This window comes from Vibrio mytili (assembly GCF_000830505.1).
Classification (GTDB): domain Bacteria; phylum Pseudomonadota; class Gammaproteobacteria; order Enterobacterales; family Vibrionaceae; genus Vibrio; species Vibrio mytili.
This window is the reverse complement of record NZ_JXOK01000049.1, coordinates 88026-111945: the sequence shown is the minus strand read 5'-3', so window position 1 is coordinate 111945 and position 23920 is coordinate 88026. Positions and strand designations below refer to the sequence as shown.

17 protein-coding genes and 3 pseudogenes are annotated in these 23920 nt (G+C 41.9%); 8 read left to right on the top strand and 12 right to left on the bottom strand.

The features are described from left to right. Window positions 1-105 precede the first annotated feature (105 nt). Window positions 106-1005 (bottom strand): LysR family transcriptional regulator, encoded by a 900-nt coding sequence (locus SU60_RS12800; protein ID WP_041155844.1) that lies wholly within the window; start codon window positions 1003-1005, stop codon window positions 106-108. 161 nt (window positions 1006-1166) lie between these two features. On the opposite strand from SU60_RS12800, the pseudogene SU60_RS12795 reads away from it, so the two are divergent. Both SU60_RS12795 and lldD read left to right on the top strand, forming a co-directional pair. Then, window positions 1167-2860: pseudogene (locus SU60_RS12795) on the top strand (L-lactate permease). A gap of 178 nt (window positions 2861-3038) precedes the next feature. Beyond that, window positions 3039-4181, top strand: coding sequence for an FMN-dependent L-lactate dehydrogenase LldD (lldD, locus tag SU60_RS12790; RefSeq protein WP_041155843.1), 1143 nt, complete (start codon window positions 3039-3041; stop codon window positions 4179-4181). Window positions 4182-4354: 173 nt separating this feature from the next. On the opposite strand, the gene SU60_RS12785 is transcribed toward lldD, so the two are convergent. After that, window positions 4355-4702 carry a helix-turn-helix domain-containing protein gene (locus SU60_RS12785; protein WP_041155842.1) on the bottom strand — a complete coding sequence of 116 codons (348 nt, stop codon included), beginning with the start codon at window positions 4700-4702 and terminating at the stop codon, window positions 4355-4357. 414 nt (window positions 4703-5116) lie between these two features. On the opposite strand from SU60_RS12785, the gene SU60_RS12780 reads away from it, so the two are divergent. Then, window positions 5117-6220 carry a mechanosensitive ion channel family protein gene (locus tag SU60_RS12780; protein ID WP_041155841.1) on the top strand — a complete coding sequence of 368 codons (1104 nt, stop codon included), beginning with the start codon at window positions 5117-5119 and terminating at the stop codon, window positions 6218-6220. A 117-nt stretch (window positions 6221-6337) separates the two neighbouring features. Here SU60_RS12780 and SU60_RS12775 read toward each other — a convergent pair whose 3' ends face one another. From SU60_RS12775 to SU60_RS22400, 3 genes and pseudogenes are all read right to left on the bottom strand, one after another. Further along, window positions 6338-7057, bottom strand: coding sequence for a carbonic anhydrase (locus SU60_RS12775; protein WP_041155840.1), 720 nt, complete (start codon window positions 7055-7057; stop codon window positions 6338-6340). Between the two features lie 495 nt (window positions 7058-7552). Further along, the gene (locus SU60_RS12770) at window positions 7553-8515 is read right to left on the bottom strand and encodes an FAD:protein FMN transferase (protein ID WP_052481533.1); all 963 of its coding nucleotides are present in this window, start codon (window positions 8513-8515) and stop codon (window positions 7553-7555) included. 71 nt (window positions 8516-8586) lie between these two features. Beyond that, window positions 8587-11600: pseudogene (locus tag SU60_RS22400) on the bottom strand (flavocytochrome c). A gap of 130 nt (window positions 11601-11730) precedes the next feature. Between SU60_RS22400 and SU60_RS12760 the strand changes: the two are divergent. Then, the gene (locus tag SU60_RS12760; RefSeq protein WP_041155839.1) at window positions 11731-11919 is read left to right on the top strand and encodes a hypothetical protein; all 189 of its coding nucleotides are present in this window, start codon (window positions 11731-11733) and stop codon (window positions 11917-11919) included. Window positions 11920-12468: 549 nt separating this feature from the next. Here SU60_RS12760 and SU60_RS12755 read toward each other — a convergent pair. Continuing rightward, the gene (locus SU60_RS12755; RefSeq protein WP_041155838.1) at window positions 12469-13383 is read right to left on the bottom strand and encodes a GlxA family transcriptional regulator; all 915 of its coding nucleotides are present in this window, start codon (window positions 13381-13383) and stop codon (window positions 12469-12471) included. A gap of 118 nt (window positions 13384-13501) precedes the next feature. Between SU60_RS12755 and SU60_RS12750 the strand changes: the two genes are divergently transcribed. Continuing rightward, window positions 13502-14020: a cysteine hydrolase family protein gene (locus SU60_RS12750; protein ID WP_041155837.1), complete on the top strand. Its 519-nt coding sequence runs from the start codon at window positions 13502-13504 to the stop codon at window positions 14018-14020. Window positions 14021-14359: 339 nt separating this feature from the next. Here the strand turns inward: SU60_RS12750 and SU60_RS12745 are convergent, their stop codons facing one another. From SU60_RS12745 to SU60_RS12730, 4 genes and pseudogenes are all read right to left on the bottom strand, one after another. Next, window positions 14360-15478, bottom strand: a complete 1119-nt coding sequence (locus tag SU60_RS12745) for a carbohydrate porin (protein WP_041155836.1) — start codon at window positions 15476-15478, stop codon at window positions 14360-14362. Between the two features lie 141 nt (window positions 15479-15619). After that, window positions 15620-17040, bottom strand: a pseudogene (locus SU60_RS22390) (PTS transporter subunit EIIC). 1 nt (window position 17041) lies between these two features. Beyond that, window positions 17042-18712 carry an alpha-glucosidase gene (locus tag SU60_RS12735; RefSeq protein ID WP_041155835.1) on the bottom strand — a complete coding sequence of 557 codons (1671 nt, stop codon included), beginning with the start codon at window positions 18710-18712 and terminating at the stop codon, window positions 17042-17044. A 129-nt stretch (window positions 18713-18841) separates the two neighbouring features. Beyond that, on the bottom strand, window positions 18842-19840 hold the full coding sequence (locus SU60_RS12730; protein ID WP_041155834.1) for a LacI family DNA-binding transcriptional regulator: 999 nt from the start codon (window positions 19838-19840) through the stop codon (window positions 18842-18844). Window positions 19841-20473: 633 nt separating this feature from the next. On the opposite strand from SU60_RS12730, the gene SU60_RS12725 reads away from it, so the two are divergent. Together SU60_RS12725 and SU60_RS21995 are read left to right on the top strand one after the other, a co-directional pair. Further along, entirely contained in the window at window positions 20474-20683 is a 210-nt protein-coding gene (locus SU60_RS12725; RefSeq protein ID WP_041155833.1) for a cold-shock protein, read from the top strand. Between the two features lie 200 nt (window positions 20684-20883). After that, complete coding sequence (locus SU60_RS21995; protein WP_164833045.1) at window positions 20884-21039, top strand: hypothetical protein; 156 nt, start codon at window positions 20884-20886, stop codon at window positions 21037-21039. A gap of 147 nt (window positions 21040-21186) precedes the next feature. On the opposite strand, the gene SU60_RS12720 is transcribed toward SU60_RS21995, so the two are convergent. Continuing rightward, window positions 21187-21828, bottom strand: a complete 642-nt coding sequence (locus SU60_RS12720) for a DsbA family protein (protein ID WP_041155832.1) — start codon at window positions 21826-21828, stop codon at window positions 21187-21189. Then, entirely contained in the window at window positions 21822-22688 is an 867-nt protein-coding gene (locus SU60_RS12715; RefSeq protein WP_041155831.1) for an MBL fold metallo-hydrolase, read from the bottom strand. The genes SU60_RS12720 and SU60_RS12715 overlap by 7 nt, the downstream gene beginning before the upstream one ends. A 107-nt stretch (window positions 22689-22795) precedes the next feature. Between SU60_RS12715 and SU60_RS12710 the strand changes: the two genes are divergently transcribed. Next, entirely contained in the window at window positions 22796-23683 is an 888-nt protein-coding gene (locus SU60_RS12710) for a LysR family transcriptional regulator (protein WP_041155830.1), read from the top strand. Window positions 23684-23920 lie beyond the last annotated feature (237 nt).

Below are 23920 nucleotides of genomic sequence, written 5' to 3'. Positions count from 1 at the left end.
TAGGGAAGAGTTAGGTGAGTTGAGATTCACTCTCAACCCATACTTTAAGTGACACCTCTTTGTTTTCAACGAAAAGATTGAAACATTTGTAAATATCTGATCTGTCTAGAAGTAATGAGAGATGGTCAAATAGCGCTCACGAATGTGCTCAATCAGTAGTTTAACTTTGTTCGGAGGCTGTCGAGTAAATGGATAGACGGCATAAACACCGAGTTTTTTACCGACCAGCTCCGGAAAAATGTCCACCAACTGCCCACTCCGAATATCGTGATACACCAAGCATCGAGGCACATAAGCGATACCGTGTCCTCCCATCGCAGCCTTACGCAATGCTGTTGCATTGTCGGTAGAAAAACATCCCGAGACCCTAACAATATAATTGCCCTCGCGACCTTTAAATTCCCACTCTGATGCGCCCGTCGTTTGGTAAGCGTATTGCAAGCAATTATGGCTGGTTAAATCCGTTGGTTTAATCGGCTTACCATTCTTTGCAATGTAAGAAGGTGAGGCACATACTACCCATTGCGAGTCCAATATATGCCGAGCGATTAAGCTGGAATCTTCGAGGTATCCGGTTCGAATAACAAGATCGTAGCCATCAGCGACAAGGTCAACAAAGCGATTGTCTAATGACATTTCCACTGTTAATCCGGGGTGCAGGTTGCAAAACTCCGCCACCGCATCGGCAAGAATCAAATCGCCAGAAATAGTTGGGACAGACATCTTAATGTGTCCACTCACATTCTCACCGAACCCAGCCACAGCGTCTTTGGCTTCCTGAGTGGCTTGCTTCACATTTTTCGCACTATGTAACAAAGCTTTTCCAGCTTCCGTTAAGGTCAATTTACGCGTTGTTCGATATAATAACTGAGTCCCAATCTCTTCTTCTAATCTTGCAATTCTTTTGCTAACTACCGAATTTGTAAGATCATTTACTTCTGCAACCTTACTAAAGCTGCCTAGTTCGATGACCTGTGAAAACAGGATTAAGTCGTCTGCTCGCATACTATTATGTCACTTTTGGAATTAATTATTTTCATTATTTCCCTATATCAACAAAAAATAAAGGGGTAGATTCACGCCACGTTAACAAAACCATTACAACAAAAGTCACCTCTACAACAGATTCATTCTGCTTGATAGGTCTGTGGACAAAGGAAGTACCAATGAGTGAAACCCTACTTGCCCTAGTGGCATTCTCGCCAATTGTTGTTGCCGCCATCTTATTGGTTGGTCTCAACTGGCCAGCAAAAAAAGCCATGCCAGTTGCGTTCGGTCTTACCGTCGCTATCGCCTTACTGTTTTGGGATATGTCAGTCACTCGTGTGCTGGCTTCCGTATTCCAAGGCTTAGGTATTACTGTTTCTGTACTCTGGATCGTGTTTGGAGCCATCTTCTTACTCAACACTTTAAAGCACACTGGCGCGATCACCACTATCCGCAATGGATTTACCGATATCTCTGCCGATCGTCGCGTTCAGGCGATCATTATTGCATGGTGTTTTGGTTCATTCATTGAAGGCGCATCTGGCTTTGGCACGCCTGCTGCGATCGCGGCACCTTTGTTAGTCGCGATTGGCTTTCCGGCGCTTGCCGCAGTTTTGATGGGAATGATGATTCAATCGACGCCCGTGTCATTCGGAGCGGTCGGAACGCCGATTATTGTCGGTGTAAACAAAGGGCTGGATTCGCATAACATTACTGAGAACCTACTTGCGCAAGGCTCTTCGTGGGAGGCGTATTTACAACAGATAACCGCCAATGTCGCCGTTATCCACGCGGTAGTCGGTACTATGATCCGGTGCTCATGGCGATGATGCTGACGCGCTTCTTTGGCAAAAACAGAAGCTGGAGCGAGGGTCTGGATATTTTACCATTTGCCCTCTTTGCTGGGGTATCCTTTACCGTGCCTTACGCACTGACCGGTGTATTGCTCGGTCCTGAATTCCCATCGTTGATTGGTGGTCTCATTGGGCTTTCCATTGTCGTAACTGCAGCGAAAAAAGGCTTTTTGGTTCCAAAATCAACTTGGAATTTTGAAAGCGAAGATAAGTGGCCAGCTGAATGGTTAGGCTCGCTCAAAATCGACATACAAGATAACCCTGGTAAGCCAATGAGCTTGGTGAAAGCGTGGATTCCTTATGTCATGCTAGCCGTCATTCTTGTTGCCAGCCGTGTGAGCCCAGAGTTTAAAGGCTTTCTACAAAGCATCAGCATCTCATTCAACAACATTCTCGGTGAAATGGGCGTAAGCGCCGCTATTCAACCTTTGTACTTACCTGGTGGCATTTTAGTGTTCTGCGCTCTTCTTGCCGCTGTATTGCAAAACGGCAGTGCTAAGCCGCTGCGTGCCGCTTTCGGCGAATCCAGCAAGACACTGATTGGCGCAGGTTTTGTCCTGATATTTACTATCCCTATGGTACGTATCTTCATCAACTCAGGCATTAATGGAGCAGACCTTACCAGCATGCCCGTCACCACCGCGAACTTTGCCTCTGATCTTGTTGGTGCTGCATTTCCTGCATTAAGTGCCACGGTGGGAGCACTGGGCGCATTTATCGCCGGCTCTAACACCGTATCAAACATGATGTTCAGTCAATTCCAGTTTGAAGTCGCTCAAACCTTGTCTATCTCAAGCGCAATGGTCGTGTCACTGCAAGCTGTAGGCGCAGCGGCTGGCAACATGATTGCGATTCACAATGTGGTTGCCGCATCTGCGACGGTAGGCCTGCTAGGAAGAGAGGGAGCAACGTTACGCAAAACGGTCATTCCAACTTTCTACTACATTGTAATGACGGGAATTATAGGCATGGTCTTGATATACGGATTCCAAATTAGCGACGCCTTAATGGTGTCTTAATACCCTGTTGAATTAACTCAAACACTGAGCATTATCACTTTGCATCAAATTCGACACAACCATCGTAACAATACATCGTTCACTTGAGATGGTTGTGTCAATGAACAAGTGAATAAACGAACAAATGAATAAACGGTTTATCAATTGGTTTATTCAGAACATACGCTAGGACTTTACTATGATTATTTCCGCTTCTACCGATTATCGCGCGGCCGCTAAAGCGAAACTGCCACCCTTTCTGTTTCACTATATTGATGGGGGCTCGTATGACGAACGCACACTTAAGCGCAACACGGACGATTTAGGTGACGTCGCACTGCGTCAACGTGTTCTGCGTGATATGGCAGACTTGAGTCTAGAAACCGAAATTTTTGGTGAGAAACTGGCGATGCCGATTGCTCTTGCGCCTGTTGGCTTAACAGGTATGTATGCCCGCCGCGGCGAAGTGCAAGCCGCAATGGCCGCTGAGAAAAAAGGCATCCCGTTCACCATGTCTACCGTTTCGGTGTGCCCGATTGAAGAAGTCGCGCCAGCTATCGAACGCCCAATGTGGTTTCAACTGTACGTATTGAAAGACCGCGGTTTCATGAAAAACGTGTTGGAACGTGCCAAAGCCGCCGGCGTGACAACACTAGTGTTCACTGTTGATATGCCCGTACCAGGCGCACGTTACCGTGATATGCATTCTGGTATGAGTGGGCCGAATGCCGCAATGCGCCGCGTATTGCAATCCATGCTTCATCCAAGCTGGGCATTGGATGTCGGAGTATTGGGTAAACCGCATGACTTAGGGAACATTTCAACGTATCGCGGTGAACCGACCAAGTTGGAAGACTACATCGGCTGGTTAGGTGCGAACTTTGACCCTTCCATCTCTTGGAAAGATTTAGAGTGGATTCGTGACTTTTGGGACGGTCCGATGGTCATTAAAGGCATTCTGGATGAAGAAGATGCAAAAGACGCAGTACGATTTGGGGCCGACGGCATTGTGGTTTCCAACCACGGTGGGCGTCAGTTAGACGGTGTCCTCTCTACCGCAAAGGCCTTACCAAGTATCGCAGATGCAGTAAAAGGCGACCTAAAGATCTTTGCGGATTCTGGCATTCGCACCGGATTGGACGTTGTTCGTATGCTTGCACTGGGTGCTGACTGTACTCTGCTGGGCCGTTCATTTGTTTATGCGTTGGCGGCTCAAGGCGGTGCAGGCGTTGAGAACTTACTCGATCTATACGACAAAGAAATGCGAGTCGCGATGACATTAACCGGCGCAAAGCGTATTTCTGATCTTTCGTCAGAGTCTCTAGTAAAAATACCATCATAAAAACGCGTTCAATTAACTCGAACACTCAAGTTGACACGGACAAAAAATAAAAAACGAGCCATCTTTCGGCTCGTTTTTTTTCACCGTTTAAGTCCAATACTAAAAAGTGTAACGCAAATCATGTAACGAAAAGACATAGAGCATTGGGTAAGGTTTATGTTTAGCGTAAGTGATTAAGCAACCTGATGTACGTACTCAATAACCACTTGGTTACCTTCAACAAACACGTTGCTGATGTCACCATCCACGGTCACTCTGTTCTGCAAATATACACTGCCAGCGACAGATAAATCTCGCTCTGTCAACGAAGGAATCACTTGGCTAGGACGAACATGGAGTTGCTCGCATAGCTGTTTAATAAAACCTAGCGTCAGCGGAGAGTTGCCGCGTAAAAAACCAGAAAATTCATGTAAGCTCAAACCTAGGCGTTTCGCCATTTCCATTTGAGTGATATGCATCTTGGCTTTTTGTGACATCCAAATGTCATAGAGCGCGTTTCTATCCTGCTCACTAAATTCCATATTTTCCTCCCATAAAATCAGTCGCGTTACCCTCTCACACTTACTTTACGAGAATGTTAGCGATAAGTCAGAGAAATTATAATTACTTGTTGTATACCCAAATAACCTCAAGATGCTAGGTTCAGCGAGAATGACTTGGTTCACAGACGCGGCAACGATTTGAAGATCTAGTGGTTCTAAATCCAAAATCGTCAACAAAGGCAGTGAGCCAAGTCAACTCGCCCTTCGGGAGCATGTCACTGACAATGCTCTGAATCCTGCATCTTGAAGTCATTTGGGTATAAGTAAAATTTCATGCCTGCACTGCGACTCACGTCCAGAAATAACACCGCGACAATAAAGTAAAATAACTGGGGTGAACCGATAATATCTGTTACCTTTCCTTCCATGATTCGTCACAAATGAAACTTACTTATGACACAATGGTTTACCGAATTAGAAAGCTTCATCCACGTTCATAGCCAAAACTGGAGTGGCAGTGTTCTTTTCATCACCATCGCTAGCTTTTTAGCTTGGATAGTTTGGCGGCTGCTCCATTCTCGTTTACAAGTAATCGTCGAGAGAACCCCATTCCATTGGGATGACATGTTGCTCGACGCATTAAAGACTCCTATCAGTACTCTCATCTGGTGTTGGCCCGCAACTGTCTCACTTGGCATAGTGTTAGAAAGTGAAATGAAAAGTCATTTCAACTGGTTAAGCACACTCAAACTGATTCTTGTCATCAGCGTGTTAATCTGGATTGTCATGGGTCTGATCACCAATGTGGAAGAGTATGTTCTAGAGAACAAGAAGCGAGACGAAACCACAGTACAAGCTGTTGCCAAAGTGACACGATTATTGTTTGTCACACTCGGCGTATTAACGGTGATGCAAGCCTTTGGTCTTTCGTTATCAGGCTTACTCACTTTTGGCGGAGTCGGTGGTTTAATTGTTGGTTTTGCCGCCAAAGACTTACTGTCTAACTTCTTCGGCGGAATGATGATTTACTTTGACCGACCATTTAAAGTCGGTGACTGGGTACGTTCACCGGATCGAGAGATAGAAGGCACTGTGGAGCGCATTGGTTGGCGTATGACAATTATCCGCACGTTTGATAGACGACCATTGTATGTCCCCAATTCAGTGTTCAGTAGCATTGTCGTCGAAAACCCATCTCGCATGCTGAATAGACGGATTTACGAAAAAATAGGGCTTCGCTACAGCGACGCAGAAAAGATGCCTGAAATCATCACGGCGGTGAGGGAAATGCTAAAGAATCATAAAGATATCGACGCACGCCAAACCCTTATCGTCAACTTTGATGCCTTTGGGCCTTCATCTTTAAATTTCTTTATTTATACCTTCACCAAAACGGTGAACTGGGTTCGCTATCATGAAGTCAAACAAGATGTGCTGTTGCAAGTGATCGATATCATCAAAACACATAATGCGGACATTGCGTTCCCAACTCAGACTTTGAAATTGGACCCTATCCAAATGACCAACGCTGCCGATCAAGACGACCATGGTTTTTAATGTTTATTGACGTAGTTATAGCAAGGACTAGGTAACGTATAAAAAGCCCACTCACTTTTGTTTTAGTGAGTGGGCTTTTGCTATCTGGTCTTTAGCCATATTGCTTCTGAAACAACACTATTGCTGGGTTAAGATCATACGAGCGTTCAATGCTTGGATTGGACGGTTGTTTGCACCCATCGCTTTTTCAAATTGTTGAATTTGGTCTGCGGAGATCGATTGCGCGTCTTTAAGCACTAACCAGCGCACACCTTCCGAGCACGGAGGAGTGGTTAACGATCCATTAAATCGATAATAGTCCTGGTCGCTTGGAATTAACGCGCTGGCGTCAAATGGCGCTTTAATCGTCACGTTACTGTCTTTAACCGGAACGTTTTCTAACAACTTGGCAAGAGCCGGGTTGGCTTCTCCTCGTTTAAAAAAGACCGCAACAACCGCTAGATTTCCCTGTTCATCCGCATGTACATAATGCGCTTCCAGTGGGTAAGACTTTCCGTCTACATGGTTTTCTGACGGTGTATGGAAATGGAATTGCTTAAGATCAAACTGCTTACCATCTACCGTAAGGCTATTTTCACCTTCGATACTGGTTTGTAACGTATGACCGTTATTTGTGAGTGAGACTGCTTTTCCTTGATAATTCAACTGAAGTTTTGCTAACTCCGCTTTTGTCGTTGACTGAATATCAATCGGGCTCTGGTTTTTTCCCTTAGAACACTCTGGCGCGAACTCTCCCCAATGCTCAGGACCGTGATTGCCTTCATAACTCCAATGAGCCGCATTCGCAGAACCTGCGCACAGCAAAGATAAGCCCAACGCGATGAGTGACTTGTTCATAATGATTCCTTATTCCATCAAGTAACGTTTTTAAGAATCACAATATTAATCTCGAACAACACCGTTGTAATAGAGTGAAATCTATGATTGCAAAAGAATTTTGTCCTTACGCTTCTCGGGATGTAATTGATAGTTTTCCTACTTATCGTAATGTTCACAGGAAGTCACATCGAAGAGCACTATCTCGCTTTATTATGAACGAACAAAGGCCAGACGATGTCTGACCTATATCCATTCCTTACTGAGTCGCTCACTTAACTGAATGCAACTTTCAGCTTGGAGATTCGGCTTACCAGTAACCAATCTAAGAGTAGAGCCAGCACAATGGTGACACCAGCCAGCGGAAACGCCCGTGGCCAAGCCCGCTTTCCAAATCAACCAGACGGAACAATCGACTTTCCCCATTAAAACTGTGGCTAAGTAGAAGTAAATAACAAACACCCGCACCGTAAAGCCAAAACCTTCGCTTTCGTTTTCCGGTGAGGTAAGCGTTGATTACTGTCCAGCAAACAGCAGAGTGGAGTTGATCGGTATGTCTATTAATCCATCCGTCGTCATTACATCCCCTCGTGTCGAGACAACTGCAGCCTCGATACCTTCAATAGTGTTTAGATAGCTGATCGATTGTGAAGCCGAAGGAAGAAAACCGGCAGTACTCCAGATCTCTCCATCAACGGATTTCTTGGAAACAATCGTTAGACTCGCGATATCCGTTGAAATCGGCATTCCCGTTTTCCCATCCAGCAAGTGGTGATAACGCTGACCATTGGATTCAAAGAAACGTTCATTGATGCCAGACGTTACCATCGACATGCCTTGCAACGGTACGATACGTATCACATCCCCCCGTTGGGACAATGGATTCTGAATACCCACGTTCCACGCTTTATTAGGGTTGTTTGGTGAATGTCCTATCGTTAGCACATTGCCTCCCAAGCTTATATAACCGTTATCCACACCAGCTTCTGTCAGCCTTTGCATGACTTGGTCAGCAAAATAACCTTTTGCAATCGAGCCTAAGTCTATTTCCATTCCTTTTTGGCTGAGAAACACCGAGTACTGTTGCTCATTCAAAATGATCTGAGTTGGGTCGACTAAGGCCAGCTTTTCGTTAATGACATCTTGCGACGGTACCGTCGCTTCTTGGAACCCAATACGCCACGTTTTCACCAAAGGGCCAATTGCAATATTGAAGGGGGTACTGACATCTTCGCTATAATGTTTACCTAGTTTAATAAGCTCAAACAGATCGGGGGCAACAACGATAGGCGCGATACCTGCGTTAAGATTGACACGCATCAACTCAGAATCTGCTTGATTTACCGTAAATCGAGTCGCGTAATCCTTTAATTGAATATACGCGTCTTTAATGAGCTGCTCACCGTTTTGATGGTGAACCACCAAATCAATAAAGGTCCCCATCATTTCGAATCTTGCGCTATAGCTTTTCATGGTCATATCGTCATTGAGTGTTAAATAAAGAGGGAAGCAAAGCTTCCCTCTGTCTGGCCTAATGTACCGATATGCTGTTACACAAGATTGGCTGCATTTTCACCAGCAATACGACCATAGGTGAAGATATCAATCAGTGCGTTGCCACCTAAACGGTTACCAGCATGAATACCACCTGCGACTTCACCTGCTGCGTATAAGCCTTTGATAATATTTCCATCTTTACCAATTACACGCGCCTGCATATCAATCTTCAAGCCGCCCATAGTGTGGTGGACTGACGGTTGACGTGGTGTCGCATAAAATGGAGCCTTAGCCACTTTTAGGCCAAATGCACTCTTATTAAACTCAGGGTCACTCCCTTGCTCTACGTAATGATTGTATCGCGAGATGGTGTTCGACAATGCTTCTGCAGGCACACCAATTTTTTCTGCTAGCTCTTCAATGGTGTCCGCTTTAATAATGATTCCCTCTTTGATTTCTCGCTCGATAGTTTCATCTGAAGTATTTGCTGCAGTTTGACGAATATTTTCATCTGCAATCATATAAACGAGACCACCGTTATCGAAGAAGGCTTCAGATAACACATCTCGGCTACCACACTCATCAACGAAACGTTGACCTTGTTGGTTAACAAACACAAAGTTTTCAGGTGGCACGATCAAGCCCGTCAGCAAAGCGCCCGATTTTGGATCACCAATTGGCATCAACTGAACAAAGCCCATACCGACTAGCTCTGCCCCCGCTTTTTCGCCAATCTCAATACCGTCACCTACTAGTGCTGGTGAGTTAGTCGTTTTGATGTCGTCAGCAATGTCTTTCCAATATGTGTTGTACTTCTTGATCATCTGCGTATTTGCACCGAAGCCGCCAGAAGCCATTACTACACCATTATTCACATGCAGGGTAAGCTTTGTACCATCCGCCTGTACCGCTTTTATACCAACGACCTTGCCATCTTCAATGATAAGATCAGTCGCACGAGTATCAGTGATAATTCGACCGTTCTGCTCCTGAATACGTTTTGATAGCTTGTCAACAAACTCAACACCTTTCGGACGTTTTGGTTTATGTGCTCGACGCCATAATGCTCCAACTGGGATTTCAACGACACTGCGGTCAAAATCAATGCCCTTCTCAGTTAGCCAATCGATCGATTCCATTGAACGAGACGTTAACGTCTCTACAAGATCATATTGACCATAAATCGCTTCACCATTTAGATCGGTACGTTTACCGCCCAGATAGGTTTGAATACGGTGCAATTCAACTGAGTCGAATAGATACGGTTTACCTTTCTCTAGAGCTGTAAAATAGTCATCTAACTGAGACTTCAACGTTCTAAAGTCTGCTAAATATTCTTCAACAAATTCAGACTCAGGTGTATTTGCCAGCTGCATTAAGGTCTCTTTTTCACCTGGTAATGCAGCGAAATCACCTTGCCACTTTGGTTCAGCAGCATTTACCCAGCCACCGGTACGTACTGTGTTACCACCAATAGCAGGAAACTTCTCAAGTAAAATGACCGACTTTCCTTTATCCAATGCGGTTAATGTTGCACTTAAACCCGCACCGCCGCCACCAACAACTACAATATCAACCGTCTCTTCAATAGTCTTTGTTGACCACTCTACCGCTTCTCTTGCCTTACAGCGTAAAGCTTCAGAGTTACCACCAGCGAGATCAACTGCGTTTGCAACACCATCAAGCACAGCTTGGCTACTAACTGTTGCACCTGAAATAACATCAATATTTAGAGTTTGACCATCTAGAATTTGTTGAGGGATGCGCTCAAATGCAGGGTTTGCAATACCATCAGATTCTTTTGATGAATCGACAAAGATATTGAGGATCTTGTCTTCAGAGAAGGTGACTTTCACAGGTAAGTCATCATTATGACCACGGCCATACGCAGTGTATTCACCTGCATTAAACTTGATAGGTACGCTCTGCAACTCTTTAATTCGCTGGTGCTTCATAGCCTCGGCTGCACTATCGACAATCATATAGTCCATGATTTCCCATAGTGGTGTTGGGATTTTCAGCTCTTCTTGTTGCGCGATGTCTGCAAACTCGGCACACGACTCGTTGTTAAGCGCTTTATCTGCCCAAGTTGGCTCAACCAAGAAGCCTTTACCCACCGCTACCATGTCATAGCCTTGTTCAATGGCTTTGTCAGCGTCACTGCGCTGAGCAATTCCACCAACACCAATCACTGGCACTTTCGCTAAAGTCTCAGATTGCAGATGACGGTACTTGTCGATTAGCGTCTCTAGGTCTTCTGGGGTCACAATTGAGTTACGTGACCAACTCCCCATAGAGAAATGCAAATAATCCAAGCCACATGTCGCAAGCTTATCTAACAGGTACATAGTGTCATCAAAGCGGATACCTGGCTGTTCAATCTCTTCTGGAGAGAATCGGTAACCGATAATAAAATCGGGGTTACCGTGAGCATGAACAACGTCTTTTGTCTTTGCGAGTACGGCTAACGGAAACGTCGTGCGTTTCTCAATATCTCCACCCCACTTGTCGGTTCTGCGGTTTGAATGCGGAGAGAAAAACTGCTGGATTAGATAAGTGTTTGCGCCATGAATTTCGACACCATCAAAACCAGCAAGAATCGCTCGATTCACGGCATCACCAAAGCGTTCAATCATCTCTTCGATTTGCTCTTGGGTCATTTGCAATGGCGTTTCCGCATTATCACGCAAAGCTGCAACTGGACTGGCGAGATAGGTTGATATCCTCCGTTGAACTCTGGGTTTGCCATACGCCCCGCGTGGTATATCTGCAAAATAGCCTTTGAGCCTTTGGCTTTAATTGCTTCAGCGAGCTTACCTAAGCCTGTTATTTTGCTATCAGTATCGATACCAAGTGCACCAGGGAATGCTCGGCCATATTTTTCAACAAACGCACTTTCGACGATTACCGCACCAGCATCACCTGAGCGAGCAGCGTAGTAATTGATCATCTCATCCGTTACACCACCATCGAAAAACGCAGATTGAATGGTCATTGGAGCCATGACGACTCGGTTATGAAGCTTGCCTCCTGACTGGAATACGATGTCATCGGTTAGCTTAGTCATAGATTGTTCCTCTAATAGATTAATTCTCATATCAAACGCGCCAACCACCCAAGATTTTGTGCGCATTAGCCTGTTTAATATGAAAACTTTCGGGCTTAAATAACCGCACTAATATCATGGAAATAAATGTATGAGTAAAATGACTTATTTACATCAGAACTATTACTCCTGTGCATATATAATCAAAAAGCCAACAACTAAAATGAAAGAATTTTTGAAAAGCTTGAAAGGTGCAGAAGCCAACATGAGGTTAAAAGCACAGCCTGATACTTCAAAAAAAGCTTTTTGCCAACCACCACACCTCTCAATTCTGGTATAAGATTGAGGCAATCAATACACAGATAATGCCTCATATCGCATGTGGAAAATTGCTTAAGAAGGCTCGTGTATCCACAACAAATTCGTGGGCTTCAACAACAAAAATTGTTGTAGGGGAAACTGCTTTTTTAGTGCTTTAAGTGGCTTTGTCTCTCGTAGTTATTGGCCTTCATCTACAGGTAAAACGATTAAAGCCATAAGGTCTGAAACACTTTATGGTTCTAATCGAACCCAATAAATTCTTCTCCCAAGCACTTGGATTACAATGGGGTATTACTGCGCGTTTGATGATTTTCTCAACTCTAAGTTAGGCTGCTATATTGAATCTGTTGTGAGTAGCGAAGACGAAGTACCCAAGCTGGAACTTGTAAAAGATGGCATAGGATGAGCTGGAAGAAGCGCAAGTTTATGAACAAAAAATCAAGGCGCTTTGGGACATTGCCTGACATATATGTTGGATAGTTTTTGGGGAGGGTTACAGTTTCTAGCGCAGATTACTCACCATTTTGTTGCGCAAGATCAGCAAGGAGCAGATTCTATTCACCAAGAATCAGGAAAACCTCTTTCGAAACTCTCGTGGAGTTAATCCAACAATATTGATAAAAACCTTTCGACATGCACTGATATCTTCGTAACCGACTTGATTAGCTATCCATTCAAATGAGCGGTTTGTACTTTCCAGGTAGTCACACGCATTCTGCACTCTGAGACGCTGCAAATATTGATTTGGGTTGTATCCCGTGGCCTTTAGAAACCGTCTTTGCATAGTACGCTCAGTAAGATTTACTTGCTTCGCTAACTGATGTATCGATAACGGTGCCGTATAACTTTGATGCATGATTTGTTGAACCGAAACAATCACCAAATCACCATGAGCGAACGATGGTTTGAATTGTTGATAATAGCTCTGTTCTCTCTGCGCGGTGTCTATAACAAGTGTTTTACCAAGTTGGCTTACAACCCTAGGAGATGAATATTTAGAGATAAGTTCAAACCCGAGATCTAACCACGACATCATACCGCCCGCCGTCACTATGTCACCGTGATCAATCAATATCTTGTTGCTGTTAAGAGGAATCTCCGTAAACATTCTGGCAAATGTGTCTGCTAGCGCCCAATGGGTTGTCACTTCTCTCGTACCAAGCAAGTTAGTTGCGGCCAGAATAAATACCCCCGCACAAGCAGATGATAGAACGGTACCTTTGGCGTACTGCTTTTTGAGCCAGTCAATAAGTTTGGTTTCAGGGGCTAAGTAATAATCATCTATTGAAGCTGGCGGTAGCAAAACAACCGTATAACTATCTTCTATCAGGTCATCATGTGGAATAATGACTGGCTCAAATAGGACCTCAACCCCCTGTTCCCGACAAACTCTACTTGCAAGCAAAAACATCTCTTCAAGGCCATAAACTGCTGACTTCAATACTGAAGGATACTCACAAATTCCAATGGATATTTTGGTCATACGACTCTCTACATTTGTCGGTTTTTGCCCTTTTTATGTCATTTTAACCTCTAAAAAGAGTACAGCAAGTTGCTCATAATTTTCCTTAACCAAAAGTTAAAGCAACAGGAAATCAAAAATGAACAAAACTGCATTACTTATCATTGATATACAAAGTGATTACTTCCCTAAAGGTAAATTTCCATTATGGAATACAGATAAAACCCTGATAAACATTAAAGAATTAATTGCTAAAGCTAACCGGCAGGATGTTCCGGTCTTTCTTATCCAACATTTATCTTCGGCCCCAAAAGGAATGGCACCTTTCTTTGAAAAAGGTAGTGAAGGAGCGAATATTCACCCAGAAATAGTGGCGATATGCCCTAATGCTGAAGTCGTACAAAAACAGCATGCAGACAGCTTTTATCAAACTCATTTAGGGGAATCATTGGAAAAGTTTGATATTGATGAGTTACTGATATGTGGGATGATGACACAAAATTGTGTCACGCATACTGCTATATCAAAGAAAGCAGAAAAATATAAAGTTTCAATTATTGAAGATTGTTGTACAACTACTGACGCGATGATTCATAAAGTTGCGTTGAATGCTGTATCACCTCGCGTACCTCTAGTCACGTTGACTGAAGTGTTATAGAAATAACCTTAAGAAAGTATATTAAAATTTCACTGATATTGTTTGTTAATGAGTCCCAGCTCTAACGAACCATGGGTACGAAAACGCACTAGCTTTGATCACGCTGGCAGATCTAGGAACAGTAATGTGTCAGTGACTTTGCTAAATTAACATATTATGGATTATCTCAGATATAGAAAAATCTCTTAACTTAGTTCTAAAGTTGCATGGCAAGGATAAGGCTCATTGAGTTTTGCGCACGGTCCGGCAATGGTACGCCAGACCGTTTTTTATAATACCACCTGTCTGATAGTATTAAATTTATCGTTACTCACTTTATAATTTTAAAACACGAGCACACTAAAATACGTAGAACAGCCGAACACGCACACCGAAATCGTCACTTTCAGTAAATGAAGATGTACTTGCTTGTTGTGACAACTTGTTATCCACCATAGAGTAGTAAGTACCCGTTAAAATGGAGAAATCCGTTACTTCTAGCACGTTGCGAATTGCATAGGATGCATACACAGTGGACACGTTCACGTCACCAGTAGCCCAAGCTGAGAAATCTTTGTTTTCATATTGGTTAGTTGTGTATACATAACCTAAGCCTAGGTCATTCCAAAGTACGTTAGCACCTAATGATAAGTTGTTTTCATCGACGGCATCTAAGTATGCAATGTTTGTATTTACGACCCAATCGCCGCTAGTCCAATTACCAGTCAAGCCATAACCTGTACGGTCTGAGATATCAATGCCATTAGCCATAATTGAATTGGAAACTAAATTTTTTTCGAATGAAGCTGCCAGACGAAAATCACCCATTTGATAAGCTAATACAGGTCGAAGTAGTATAGTATCTTTTGCTGAGTCTATCTGTTGGCCGTGGTAGTACCCACCAACACCTCCGTCAAATAAGTTTGAACGATCCCCCAGCATTGCACCGATTTCAACATAGATGTTACCGAGTTTATGGTTATACATTATTTGACCATCTGAACCGCGGCCACGTGCTTCTTTCATTTGGTATAAATATGCCGAGCCATCTGTGTACAAGTCATTGGCAGTATCCCCTGAATAGTCTAAGAAGACATCCAATCCTACAGGAAACATATCGTAAGTCTCAAAGCGGCCAGCTTTAATGGACCAAATATCTTTTTTACCAAACTCAAAATAAGCATCATCTAAGGCGATATTACCGGTACTCTCAAACAGGGGTTGTGCTTTAACACCAACATAATAATTCTTGTTCGTATATTTCTCTCCAGAAAACTCTATGAGAACACGACCATCTTGGTTAAATTCAGTGTCGTTATTTTCGTTAGATTCTCGGTCCTGGAAATTCACATTAATTTCGACATTACCACCAATTGAAAAGTTACCTTTTTCGTTATCTATAACTTTTACATCCGCAAATGAATTCATAGAGGATAAAGCTAAAAGACTAGCTGTAGTTATATTTAAAATATTCATCATTGTTCTTCCATTTTATATTTTAACATTAATTAACGTTTTTTAGGTGTAGAGAGGCCAAGGGTGATACTCGATAAAACCCTTAATTGTTAAGTCTTAATTTTTAATTATGAAATATGATTACTAGATTTCTTTAACTGACAATCAAATTACCGTATTTACTTTTCCATTACTTTTCTTATTGAAGACAAATAACTTATCAGCCATATAAGTTACAGAGAATGAGAACGCAAACACCAATATTCCCACAGTAATATAAGCGAGTACTTGATAGCTATCATAAATGTACATGAGTGGAGAAAGTAGTACCGCAAGACCATATGAGTTAGCCTTAACCGAAAGTAGTGATAAGACCATTCCACCCAGAGCAGAGCCACACAACATAATGCACAGTGGAGTCATACCGGATCGCAAAACCACACCAAATAAAGCAGGCTCGGATACCCCTAACAACTGTGTAACTGTTGCAGAGATCCCTGCTGTTTTAAAAGCCGTATCTTTTGTTCTAAGAGAAATAGCTAAACAAACCGCAGCATTGGCAAATCCATACATAGCGCAAACCGTTATTAGCGGATTGAAGCCTGTGCCTGCAATTAAAGAAGTTTCAATCATGATGAACATATGGTGCATCCCCGTCAGCACTGCAATTGGATAAAGGAAACCGATCACAAGACCACCGATACCAAAAGGTAATTGTAAAAAGCCTTGAATAGCTTCAATTGCAACACTTTCAAACCCTTTAACTAATGGTCCCATCACTAATAAAGCAGAGGCCACCGACAGAATGATAACGACAAAAGGGGTGAAAATCAGATCCATTGAATGTGGCATAATGTTGCGGAAGTAAAGCTCAAGCTTAGCACCAATATATCCTGTTATGAGGCTGTCAATATAGACCCTTGATACCCCACTAAAGGAATAAATCCGAATACATAAATAGGCTCTGCGCTACCGTATGCTACGGCATATGCATTGGGTAAAGCTGGCGAAACTAGCATTAGACCAATGAGAAAGCCGATAATAGGTGTACCTCCAAATTTTCTAAAAGCTGACCAACAAATAAATGCCGCGAGAAAGGCAAATGCTGTATCGCAGAGAATAGTCATTATTGTGGTAAAACTTTCAGGGACATTTTGTAGACTCATTCCCATCATTCCTAAGACGGTAGCGTTGAATAACACGCCTTTAAGTCCTAAGAAGAGACCTGTCGCTCCCAATATTGGAACAATAGGTACAAAAACGTCAGAAAGGTTTCTTAGTGCTGTTTTTAATTTACCTGCATCATTGTTAGCAACCGTTTTATGATCTACTTCTTTAGTTTGTGTGACATCCATAAACGCTTCGTATACTTTATTTACGATGCCTGTACCTAAAATAACCTGATATTGTCCGGAGTTATAAAACACTCCTTTAACCTGATCAATTTTTTGCACGTTTTCATCACAAATAATATTTCGATCTTTAACTTGAATTCTTAGTCGGGTCGCACAATGTGCAGCTGAAATAATATTATCCTTCCCTATTTCTCTTATGATTTCTTCAGCAGTACTTTGATAATCTTTCATTTTATAATCCCTTAATGAGTAAAGTCTGGTAAGGTTGTAGTTTTGAATATACTTCTTTATAGTTATTAAGCAGTATATCTCCATCTGGGATGGTAAATGGCACTATTTCGTCACTTAAGTTAGTAATGATAAAGAATGTCTCTTTACTTCCTAATCGCTTATAAGCAATAATATTTTCTGTTGTATCCAAAGACACGAACTCTCCATAAATCAATGCGTCAGGATATTGATGATTACGAATTTTTATCATCGATTTATAGAAGTTAAGTACCGACTCTGGGTCTTTTATTTGATCTTCTACATTGATGGTGTATTCTGAATGCGAAAGTCCAAGCCAAGTTGGGTAGCCTTTGTTGAACCCACCATTAATTGTATTTTCCCAAGGAATCGGTGTTCTGCTGTTATCGCGGGAACGAAGATTAACAAACTCTAACGCTTCTGCTTCACTATATCCCTCAAGTACTGAGCGATGATAGTTATCGATACTTGAAATATCATCGAACTCGTCGATGGACTCGCGCTTGAAATTAGTCATTCCAATCTCTTGTCCCTGATATATAAATGGTGTGCCTTGTAAGAAAAAGTATAAAACAGCCAAACATTTTGCACCGGTTTGATCACGATAGTTAGCATTTTTTATTAGCTTAGACAGTGCACGAGGTTGGTCGTGATTTTCGATAAATGTTGTTCCCCAACCGTGAGTTTGAAACGCATGTTGAGTAGAAAACAAATGCTCTCTCAGATCTTTGGTTTGCCACTGAGTTCTTTTAAACCACTCCGTTCCACTTTCTACATCAAGATCAGCAGCATGGAAGTCGAATATCATATTGAAAAAGCCATCTTGGCCGATGAACTTGCCGTAATCATCTTTTGATACACCGGGAGCCTCACCAACAGTAACGCAAGGATGACAATCAAAGGTATTCTCTCTAAGCTCTAATAGAAACTCCTCGATGCCTGGACGATTTCTTGACTTATATTTTATGCTGCCCAAACCATCAGCCCCATCAACAGGTATTGAAGCAAAGTCCTGATCTTTCTTGATAAAAGTAATGGCATCAATACGAAAACCTGCAATACCTTTATCAAGCCACCAGTTCACCATACGATAAATTTCCTGACGCAGGGCAGGATTCTCCCAATTTAGGTCAGGTTGTTTCTTATCAAAAACATGCAGGTAATAGTTATCTTCACCCTCAATTTTCGTCCAAGCACTTCCACCAAAAATTGATCGCCAATTATTTGGTGGTAACCCATTATTACTTGGTTTAATGATGTAGTAATCTCGGTATTTTGATGAAGGGTTACTGATCGCTTTTTGAAACCACTCGTGCTCATCACTGGTGTGGTTGATAACCAGATCAACCATGATTTTTATTCCTTTAGATTTTGCCTTCTCGATCAGTACATCAAAGTCACTCATCGTTCCAAAATCAGGGTTTATATCGTAATAGTCTGAAATATCGTACCCATTATCCGCCATTGGTGAACGATAAAAAGGTGATACCCAAAGCATAGTGATGCCAAGATCTTTAAGGTAATCAAGCTTCTCTATGATACCTGTTATATCGCCAATTCCATCATTATTGCTGTCTCGAAAACTCTTAGGATAGATTTGATAAATAACATCCTCTTTCCACCAAACAGATGTTTCCGTCTCGTTTTTACACATTTATCATTCCTTATTACTATATGGTATCGATATCATATTTTCATGTTAAATATGATATCGATACCACACAAGCAAGAAAAAAGCTCATGATATCGATATCATACATCTAAGCAAAAGGACTCAATTCATTTAGGCTGAGTTTCTTATAACCATATTGGTTTTAAGCATACCTGTATCATAAACGTAACTTTTTCCTTCAATTGCCGCTAATAGATATTCCATCGTAAACTTCCCTAGCACATCTACAGGCTGATGTACCGTGGTAACTGGCACAGAAATTAGGGATGAAATCTTCTGATTATCAAACCCCATTACAGCAATATCATCGGGTACGTTAATGCCTGACTTTGTTAGTATGTTGATAACCCCACAGGCCACTTCATCACTGCCTGTAAAAACGGCAGAAGGACGCTGCTCATTTTTCATACTAGCTAGTTGTGATCCGATCTTCTCTCCATCTTCAAGTGTATGAACATGGCGAAATATTAGGTCATAATCAATATTCTGATTTGCTTTTCGCATCGCGGTTTTGAAGCCTTTATTCCGACGAGCACCATGGCTTTGTGATGTGAAATCACCTCCGGTACAGTAAGCAATTCTTTTATGCCCTTTTCCGGTTAAATAGTTTATCGCCTCTTCTGTTGCTTGCTCATCATCTATATGGATAGATGGAATATTGGTATTATATAAATGAGTGTTGCACAAGACTATTGGGCCATGCTTAACATAATTTTCTAGAGTATCTATATCGCTTTCTACAGTGCATAAAACCAAACCATCAATAATTTTTTTCTTCAACAACTCAAGAGCGCGTTTTTCTTCCCCTTCACTATTGTGATTTTGAATAATTAAAATGGAATAGCCAAACTTGCGCGCGGTTACTTCAAGAGCATCAATTAATCCTGCGTAATATTGGTTAGTAATACGGGAAACTAGAACACCAATATGAAAAGCCTTTACCCCACGCATTTGCTGTGCAACAGCGCTTGGTTGATAGTCCAGATCCGCCATTGCCTTTTCAATTTTCAGCCTCTTTTCATCCGAAATATAAGGATGATTATTCAGGTAGCGGGAAACGGTTGTTACCGATAATCCTGCAGAGTTTGCCACTTCTTTTATCGTTGCCATACACACTATGAAATCGTTACCATGTTTTATGATGGTAAATTAAACAATCCAGCATTAATGTCAATTAGAACGACAGAAAATGAGAAGGTTGTCATAGTTATACTTTTCTGAACTATCAATATATAGATGCCTATCACATCAAGTATGCGCTTCATGGAACGGAACCTATTCATTCCTGCACCCCTTAAAGAATAATGAATTCGACTTTAGATAAGCCACTCCCGACTTCACTCCCTACTTAGAGATGGTTATGAATTTGAGTAATGGTTGAAACGCACTTAATGAGATGGTGCGTCCCTCTCCATACTCCATAGATAGCTCTCCATAGATAAACTGAAGAACTTTAGATAGAAGGAATTGGACATACTCTTCCATCTACGGATTCTAAGCTAAATTGTTACAAAAACTTTAAACTTGTATGGATGAACTAAATTGAAAATAAAGCTATCTTTAATTAAATAAGTCTGTATAGTGGCTCTTGCTCTGACAAAGAGTTGTTTCAAGATAAAGTATAAAGAAAGTCTTCCAGCGTCATTCCTAGCAAGTTTCTCTCTGTAATCTCCCTTAATTCGCTATCCTAAAATGATACCTATGTTCAGTGCACCTTAATTTTAATTTCATAAGGGGCATAATATGTCTAATCAAGTAATTGGTACAGTAAAGTGGTTTAACGAAACTAAAGGTTTCGGTTTTATTTCTCAAGAAAATGGTGATGATCTATTTGTTCATTTCCGAAGCATTTTAGGCGATGGTTTTAAGAAACTTGTTGAAGGTGATAAGGTTTCTTTTATTGTAGGCAAAGGACCAAAAGGTCTTCAAGCTGAAAATGTAACGACCATTTAGCCTTAAAGTTGAATTTAAACTACCTTGTCATTTTGTGGTAAGGTAGTTGCTCTAACAAAGAGTTGTTTCAAGATAAAATATAAGAAAGTTTTCCAGCGTCATCCCTAGCAAGTTTCTCTCTGTAATCTCCCTTAATTCGCTATCCTAAAATAATACTTATGTTCAGCGCACCTTAATTTAAATTTTATAAGGAGCATGATATGCCTAATCAAACATTTAAAAATCAGAATAGAATTAATAGAAATGATTCTGTTCGAAATAAAAAAACTATAATCAATAAAAGAATAAAAATGAATAGCTTTCTTCAAAGGATTGCTAATGGTGAAACAGGTGTTGTTTTGGAGGAATTACTTTGAGAAATAACAGTAGAAAGAAGATCTGGTTTAAGCTAAAAAAAGTGCGAATCAAACACTAAAAAAATTTAATCAAATTGAATATACAGTTAGTAAAGAGTTGCCAGATGGCAACTCTTTTGCGTTCTATGGCACAGCAAAATTTTTTGCCTAGGGATTCATTGAGCTGCTTCGGATATAGCTATCAACAAGCTGTCGCCACTCATCAGGCTTGCCGTAAAACTCAGTGTGAGGAAGTTTTATCAACTTATTGTTAACTTCAAGGATCAACGTTGGATACCCATAAACCTGTAGCTTCTGCATCAGCAGTTGGCTTTTATTTATTTCTTCCTGCTCAATACCTACATTTGCATTCATCGCTTTATGCCACTGTGTACCTTCTAGTCCTAAGTTAACTGCTAGTTCCTTGAGCACTTCAGGATGATTGACCTGCTTACCCTTAACATAATGAGCATGCTGAATGGCTTTCAACATTTCTAACGGCGAGAGGCCCAATTGTTCTGCCGTAAGAATGGCTCGTGCTGTGATAAAGGAGTCCAAAACCACTTCTTCGTTACTTTGCACTCGCTGAACATAACCATCTCCAAATGTCGCTCCCGTCAATTTAGCAATGCGTTCGTCATGCTCGAGGATATGCTTACGAAAAGAGGGATCGATAGCCTTGTTGTCAATCATGCCGCCAGGGTGAAACTCCAAGTGAACTTCAGAGTTAGCTGCCATTGCGGCTAACAGAGAAGTCGCACCATAGCACCAACCGCACATCGGATCGAAAAAGTAGTGTACTTTTACCATTTCATTTCTCCCATATGTACTTTCGCACCAATCTGTAGAGCCATCGGCAGCCCTGCATCAGGATAGCGTTCGGTCATTTTGTCTATCACTTCAATGCTATTCTTACTATTCTTTTTCACTTTCTTAAAGTCTGCCAGATAGTTTAGCGAATAACTGATCGTGCTGGCATCAAGCTTAGTTCCCGCTTTCATGTGCCCTGGAATGACCAACTCTGGGTGCAGACTTTGCATTTCTTTTAACTGTACAGCCCATGCTTTCTGACTCTCGTCAGACTGTGCGTCCGCCATCCATAGGTGCAGATTGCCGTATACAGCAACATTACCCAGAATAGCTTTGCTAGATGGGATCCACAAATAAGGACGATGAGCTTGCTCGCCTTGAGTGCCACGAATTTCGATTTTGTGTCCGTCGACTGTCAAAGTGTTGTTTTCAATAGCTTGTGGAACGTAGGGTTCAACGGGCGCATTCGTGCCCATTATTGGCGTCCAATAAGCTAATTTACCTTTTAGCTTACTCTTAATTGTCTCTACAACTGCTGGCGTACTCAGCACTTGTGCATTCGGGAATAGTGCATGTAGTTCTTCTGCACCAAAGTAATAATCAGGGTCAGCCTGACTAATAAAAATAGTCTTGAGTTCTTTGCCACTATCAAGAACTTTTGCGGCAATACGTAGAGCATCTGCTTTGGTGAAGCCTGTATCGACCACCATAACCTCACTCTCACCGATGACTAATGTTGAGGTCATGTGGAAGCTGTTCTCGTCAGCGTTATAAATATCAAAAGTGAGTGGTGTGTTTTCTGCTGCAGTTACGTTTGCAGCCAGTAAGATAGATGCAGCCATTAAAGTTAATTTTTTCATACCGTTCTCATTCAATGTGTTTGGGGACGGAAAGGATAATAAGGAATTGACATGTTCATTTAAACACACCAAACTGAACATTATTATTTCTTAAAACGATCAAATATATGGATAGGCTAACAGCTGCAACTGTATTTGTTGATGTCGCAACGACTGGCAGTTTTACCTCTACAGCAGACAGACTGAATATGTCTCGTCCCATGGTAACGAGATACATTGAGACTATGGAATCTTGGCTGAATACCCGCTTGTTACATAGAACTACACGAAAAGTTTCTTTGACAACAGCGGGCGAAACATGTCTGGAAGAAGTTAAACAATGGCTTGGGCAAGCAGAAAGCCTAAGCGGGCTGGCAGACATCAGTGGTAAATTGTCGGGAACAGTTCGGTTGGCAACCAGCATGTCATTTGGTTATGCTCAATTGGTGCCAGCTATTCAAGCCTTTATGTCGGAGCACCCCGATGTAAATATCGATATCGACTTGCAAGACTCAGTCGCCGACTTGACTGAAAGGCAGATAGATCTTGCTATCCGAATTGCCTCAGCACCTGATCCGTCCCTAATAGGTAAACCTATCTCAGTATGTGAGTCAGTTATAGTGGCTTCACCGGGGTATTTGGCCACTAGCAGTACCATTTCAAGGCCACTCGATTTAATGCGTCATACTTGTCTTGGATATAAAAATTTCCAGCAACATATCTGGCATTTGACAAAAGAGGGTTCGCAACAATCAATAGAAGTTAAGTGCAATCTGACTGCAAATGAAGCGACAACCTTACTGCACGCTGCATTGTGTGGCGCAGGTATAGCTATTCAGCCAACTTATCTCGCAAATCAATACATCAAAAGTGGTCAGCTTCAGCAGGTTTTGCCAAGTTGGAAACCAGAAGAGCTTACCATTTATGCTCTCTATTCTTCCAGAAAGTACATGTCACCCACTGTTCGTACACTGATTGATTATTTATCAGAATATTTTGCCGAAACTCGTTGGTAATGTTTTGCCTATTTTTATCCCATTACAGGAAACTTCGCAGCCCCGTCCAAACAGTTCCCGTGCCAGACAGAACATCCAAGAGAATTATTATGCAAAAGTCATGAAGGGGTAAATGTTAGAAATATGCCAGTTTGCGGGAGTGCTGAGCACCGTTGTTCTCTCCCTGCCATTTTACTGTGTTTGCACACATATTGATCGCAAAGAAAAAGCGCTCCTTTCGGAGCGCTTATTATTATT

Bases quoted from the DNA above. Each gene is read 5' to 3' on its own strand.
- SU60_RS12780 (WP_041155841.1), top strand. From the start codon at position 5,117: ATGACACAATGGTTTACCGAATTAGAAAGCTTCATCCACGTTCATAGC.
- SU60_RS12760 (WP_041155839.1), top strand. From the start codon at position 11,731: ATGAGTAAAATGACTTATTTACATCAGAACTATTACTCCTGTGCATAT.
- SU60_RS12745 (WP_041155836.1), bottom strand. From the start codon at position 15,478: ATGATGAATATTTTAAATATAACTACAGCTAGTCTTTTAGCTTTATCC.
- SU60_RS12755 (WP_041155838.1), bottom strand. From the start codon at position 13,383: ATGACCAAAATATCCATTGGAATTTGTGAGTATCCTTCAGTATTGAAG.
- SU60_RS12800 (WP_041155844.1), bottom strand. From the start codon at position 1,005: ATGCGAGCAGACGACTTAATCCTGTTTTCACAGGTCATCGAACTAGGC.
- SU60_RS12725 (WP_041155833.1), top strand. From the start codon at position 20,474: ATGTCTAATCAAGTAATTGGTACAGTAAAGTGGTTTAACGAAACTAAA.
- SU60_RS12770 (WP_052481533.1), bottom strand. From the start codon at position 8,515: ATGACCATGAAAAGCTATAGCGCAAGATTCGAAATGATGGGGACCTTT.
- SU60_RS12735 (WP_041155835.1), bottom strand. From the start codon at position 18,712: ATGTGTAAAAACGAGACGGAAACATCTGTTTGGTGGAAAGAGGATGTT.
- lldD (WP_041155843.1), top strand. From the start codon at position 3,039: ATGATTATTTCCGCTTCTACCGATTATCGCGCGGCCGCTAAAGCGAAA.
- SU60_RS12715 (WP_041155831.1), bottom strand. From the start codon at position 22,688: ATGAAAAAATTAACTTTAATGGCTGCATCTATCTTACTGGCTGCAAAC.
- SU60_RS12710 (WP_041155830.1), top strand. From the start codon at position 22,796: ATGGATAGGCTAACAGCTGCAACTGTATTTGTTGATGTCGCAACGACT.
- SU60_RS12720 (WP_041155832.1), bottom strand. From the start codon at position 21,828: ATGGTAAAAGTACACTACTTTTTCGATCCGATGTGCGGTTGGTGCTAT.
- SU60_RS12730 (WP_041155834.1), bottom strand. From the start codon at position 19,840: ATGGCAACGATAAAAGAAGTGGCAAACTCTGCAGGATTATCGGTAACA.
- SU60_RS12775 (WP_041155840.1), bottom strand. From the start codon at position 7,057: ATGAACAAGTCACTCATCGCGTTGGGCTTATCTTTGCTGTGCGCAGGT.
- SU60_RS12750 (WP_041155837.1), top strand. From the start codon at position 13,502: ATGAACAAAACTGCATTACTTATCATTGATATACAAAGTGATTACTTC.
- SU60_RS21995 (WP_164833045.1), top strand. From the start codon at position 20,884: ATGCCTAATCAAACATTTAAAAATCAGAATAGAATTAATAGAAATGAT.
- SU60_RS12785 (WP_041155842.1), bottom strand. From the start codon at position 4,702: ATGGAATTTAGTGAGCAGGATAGAAACGCGCTCTATGACATTTGGATG.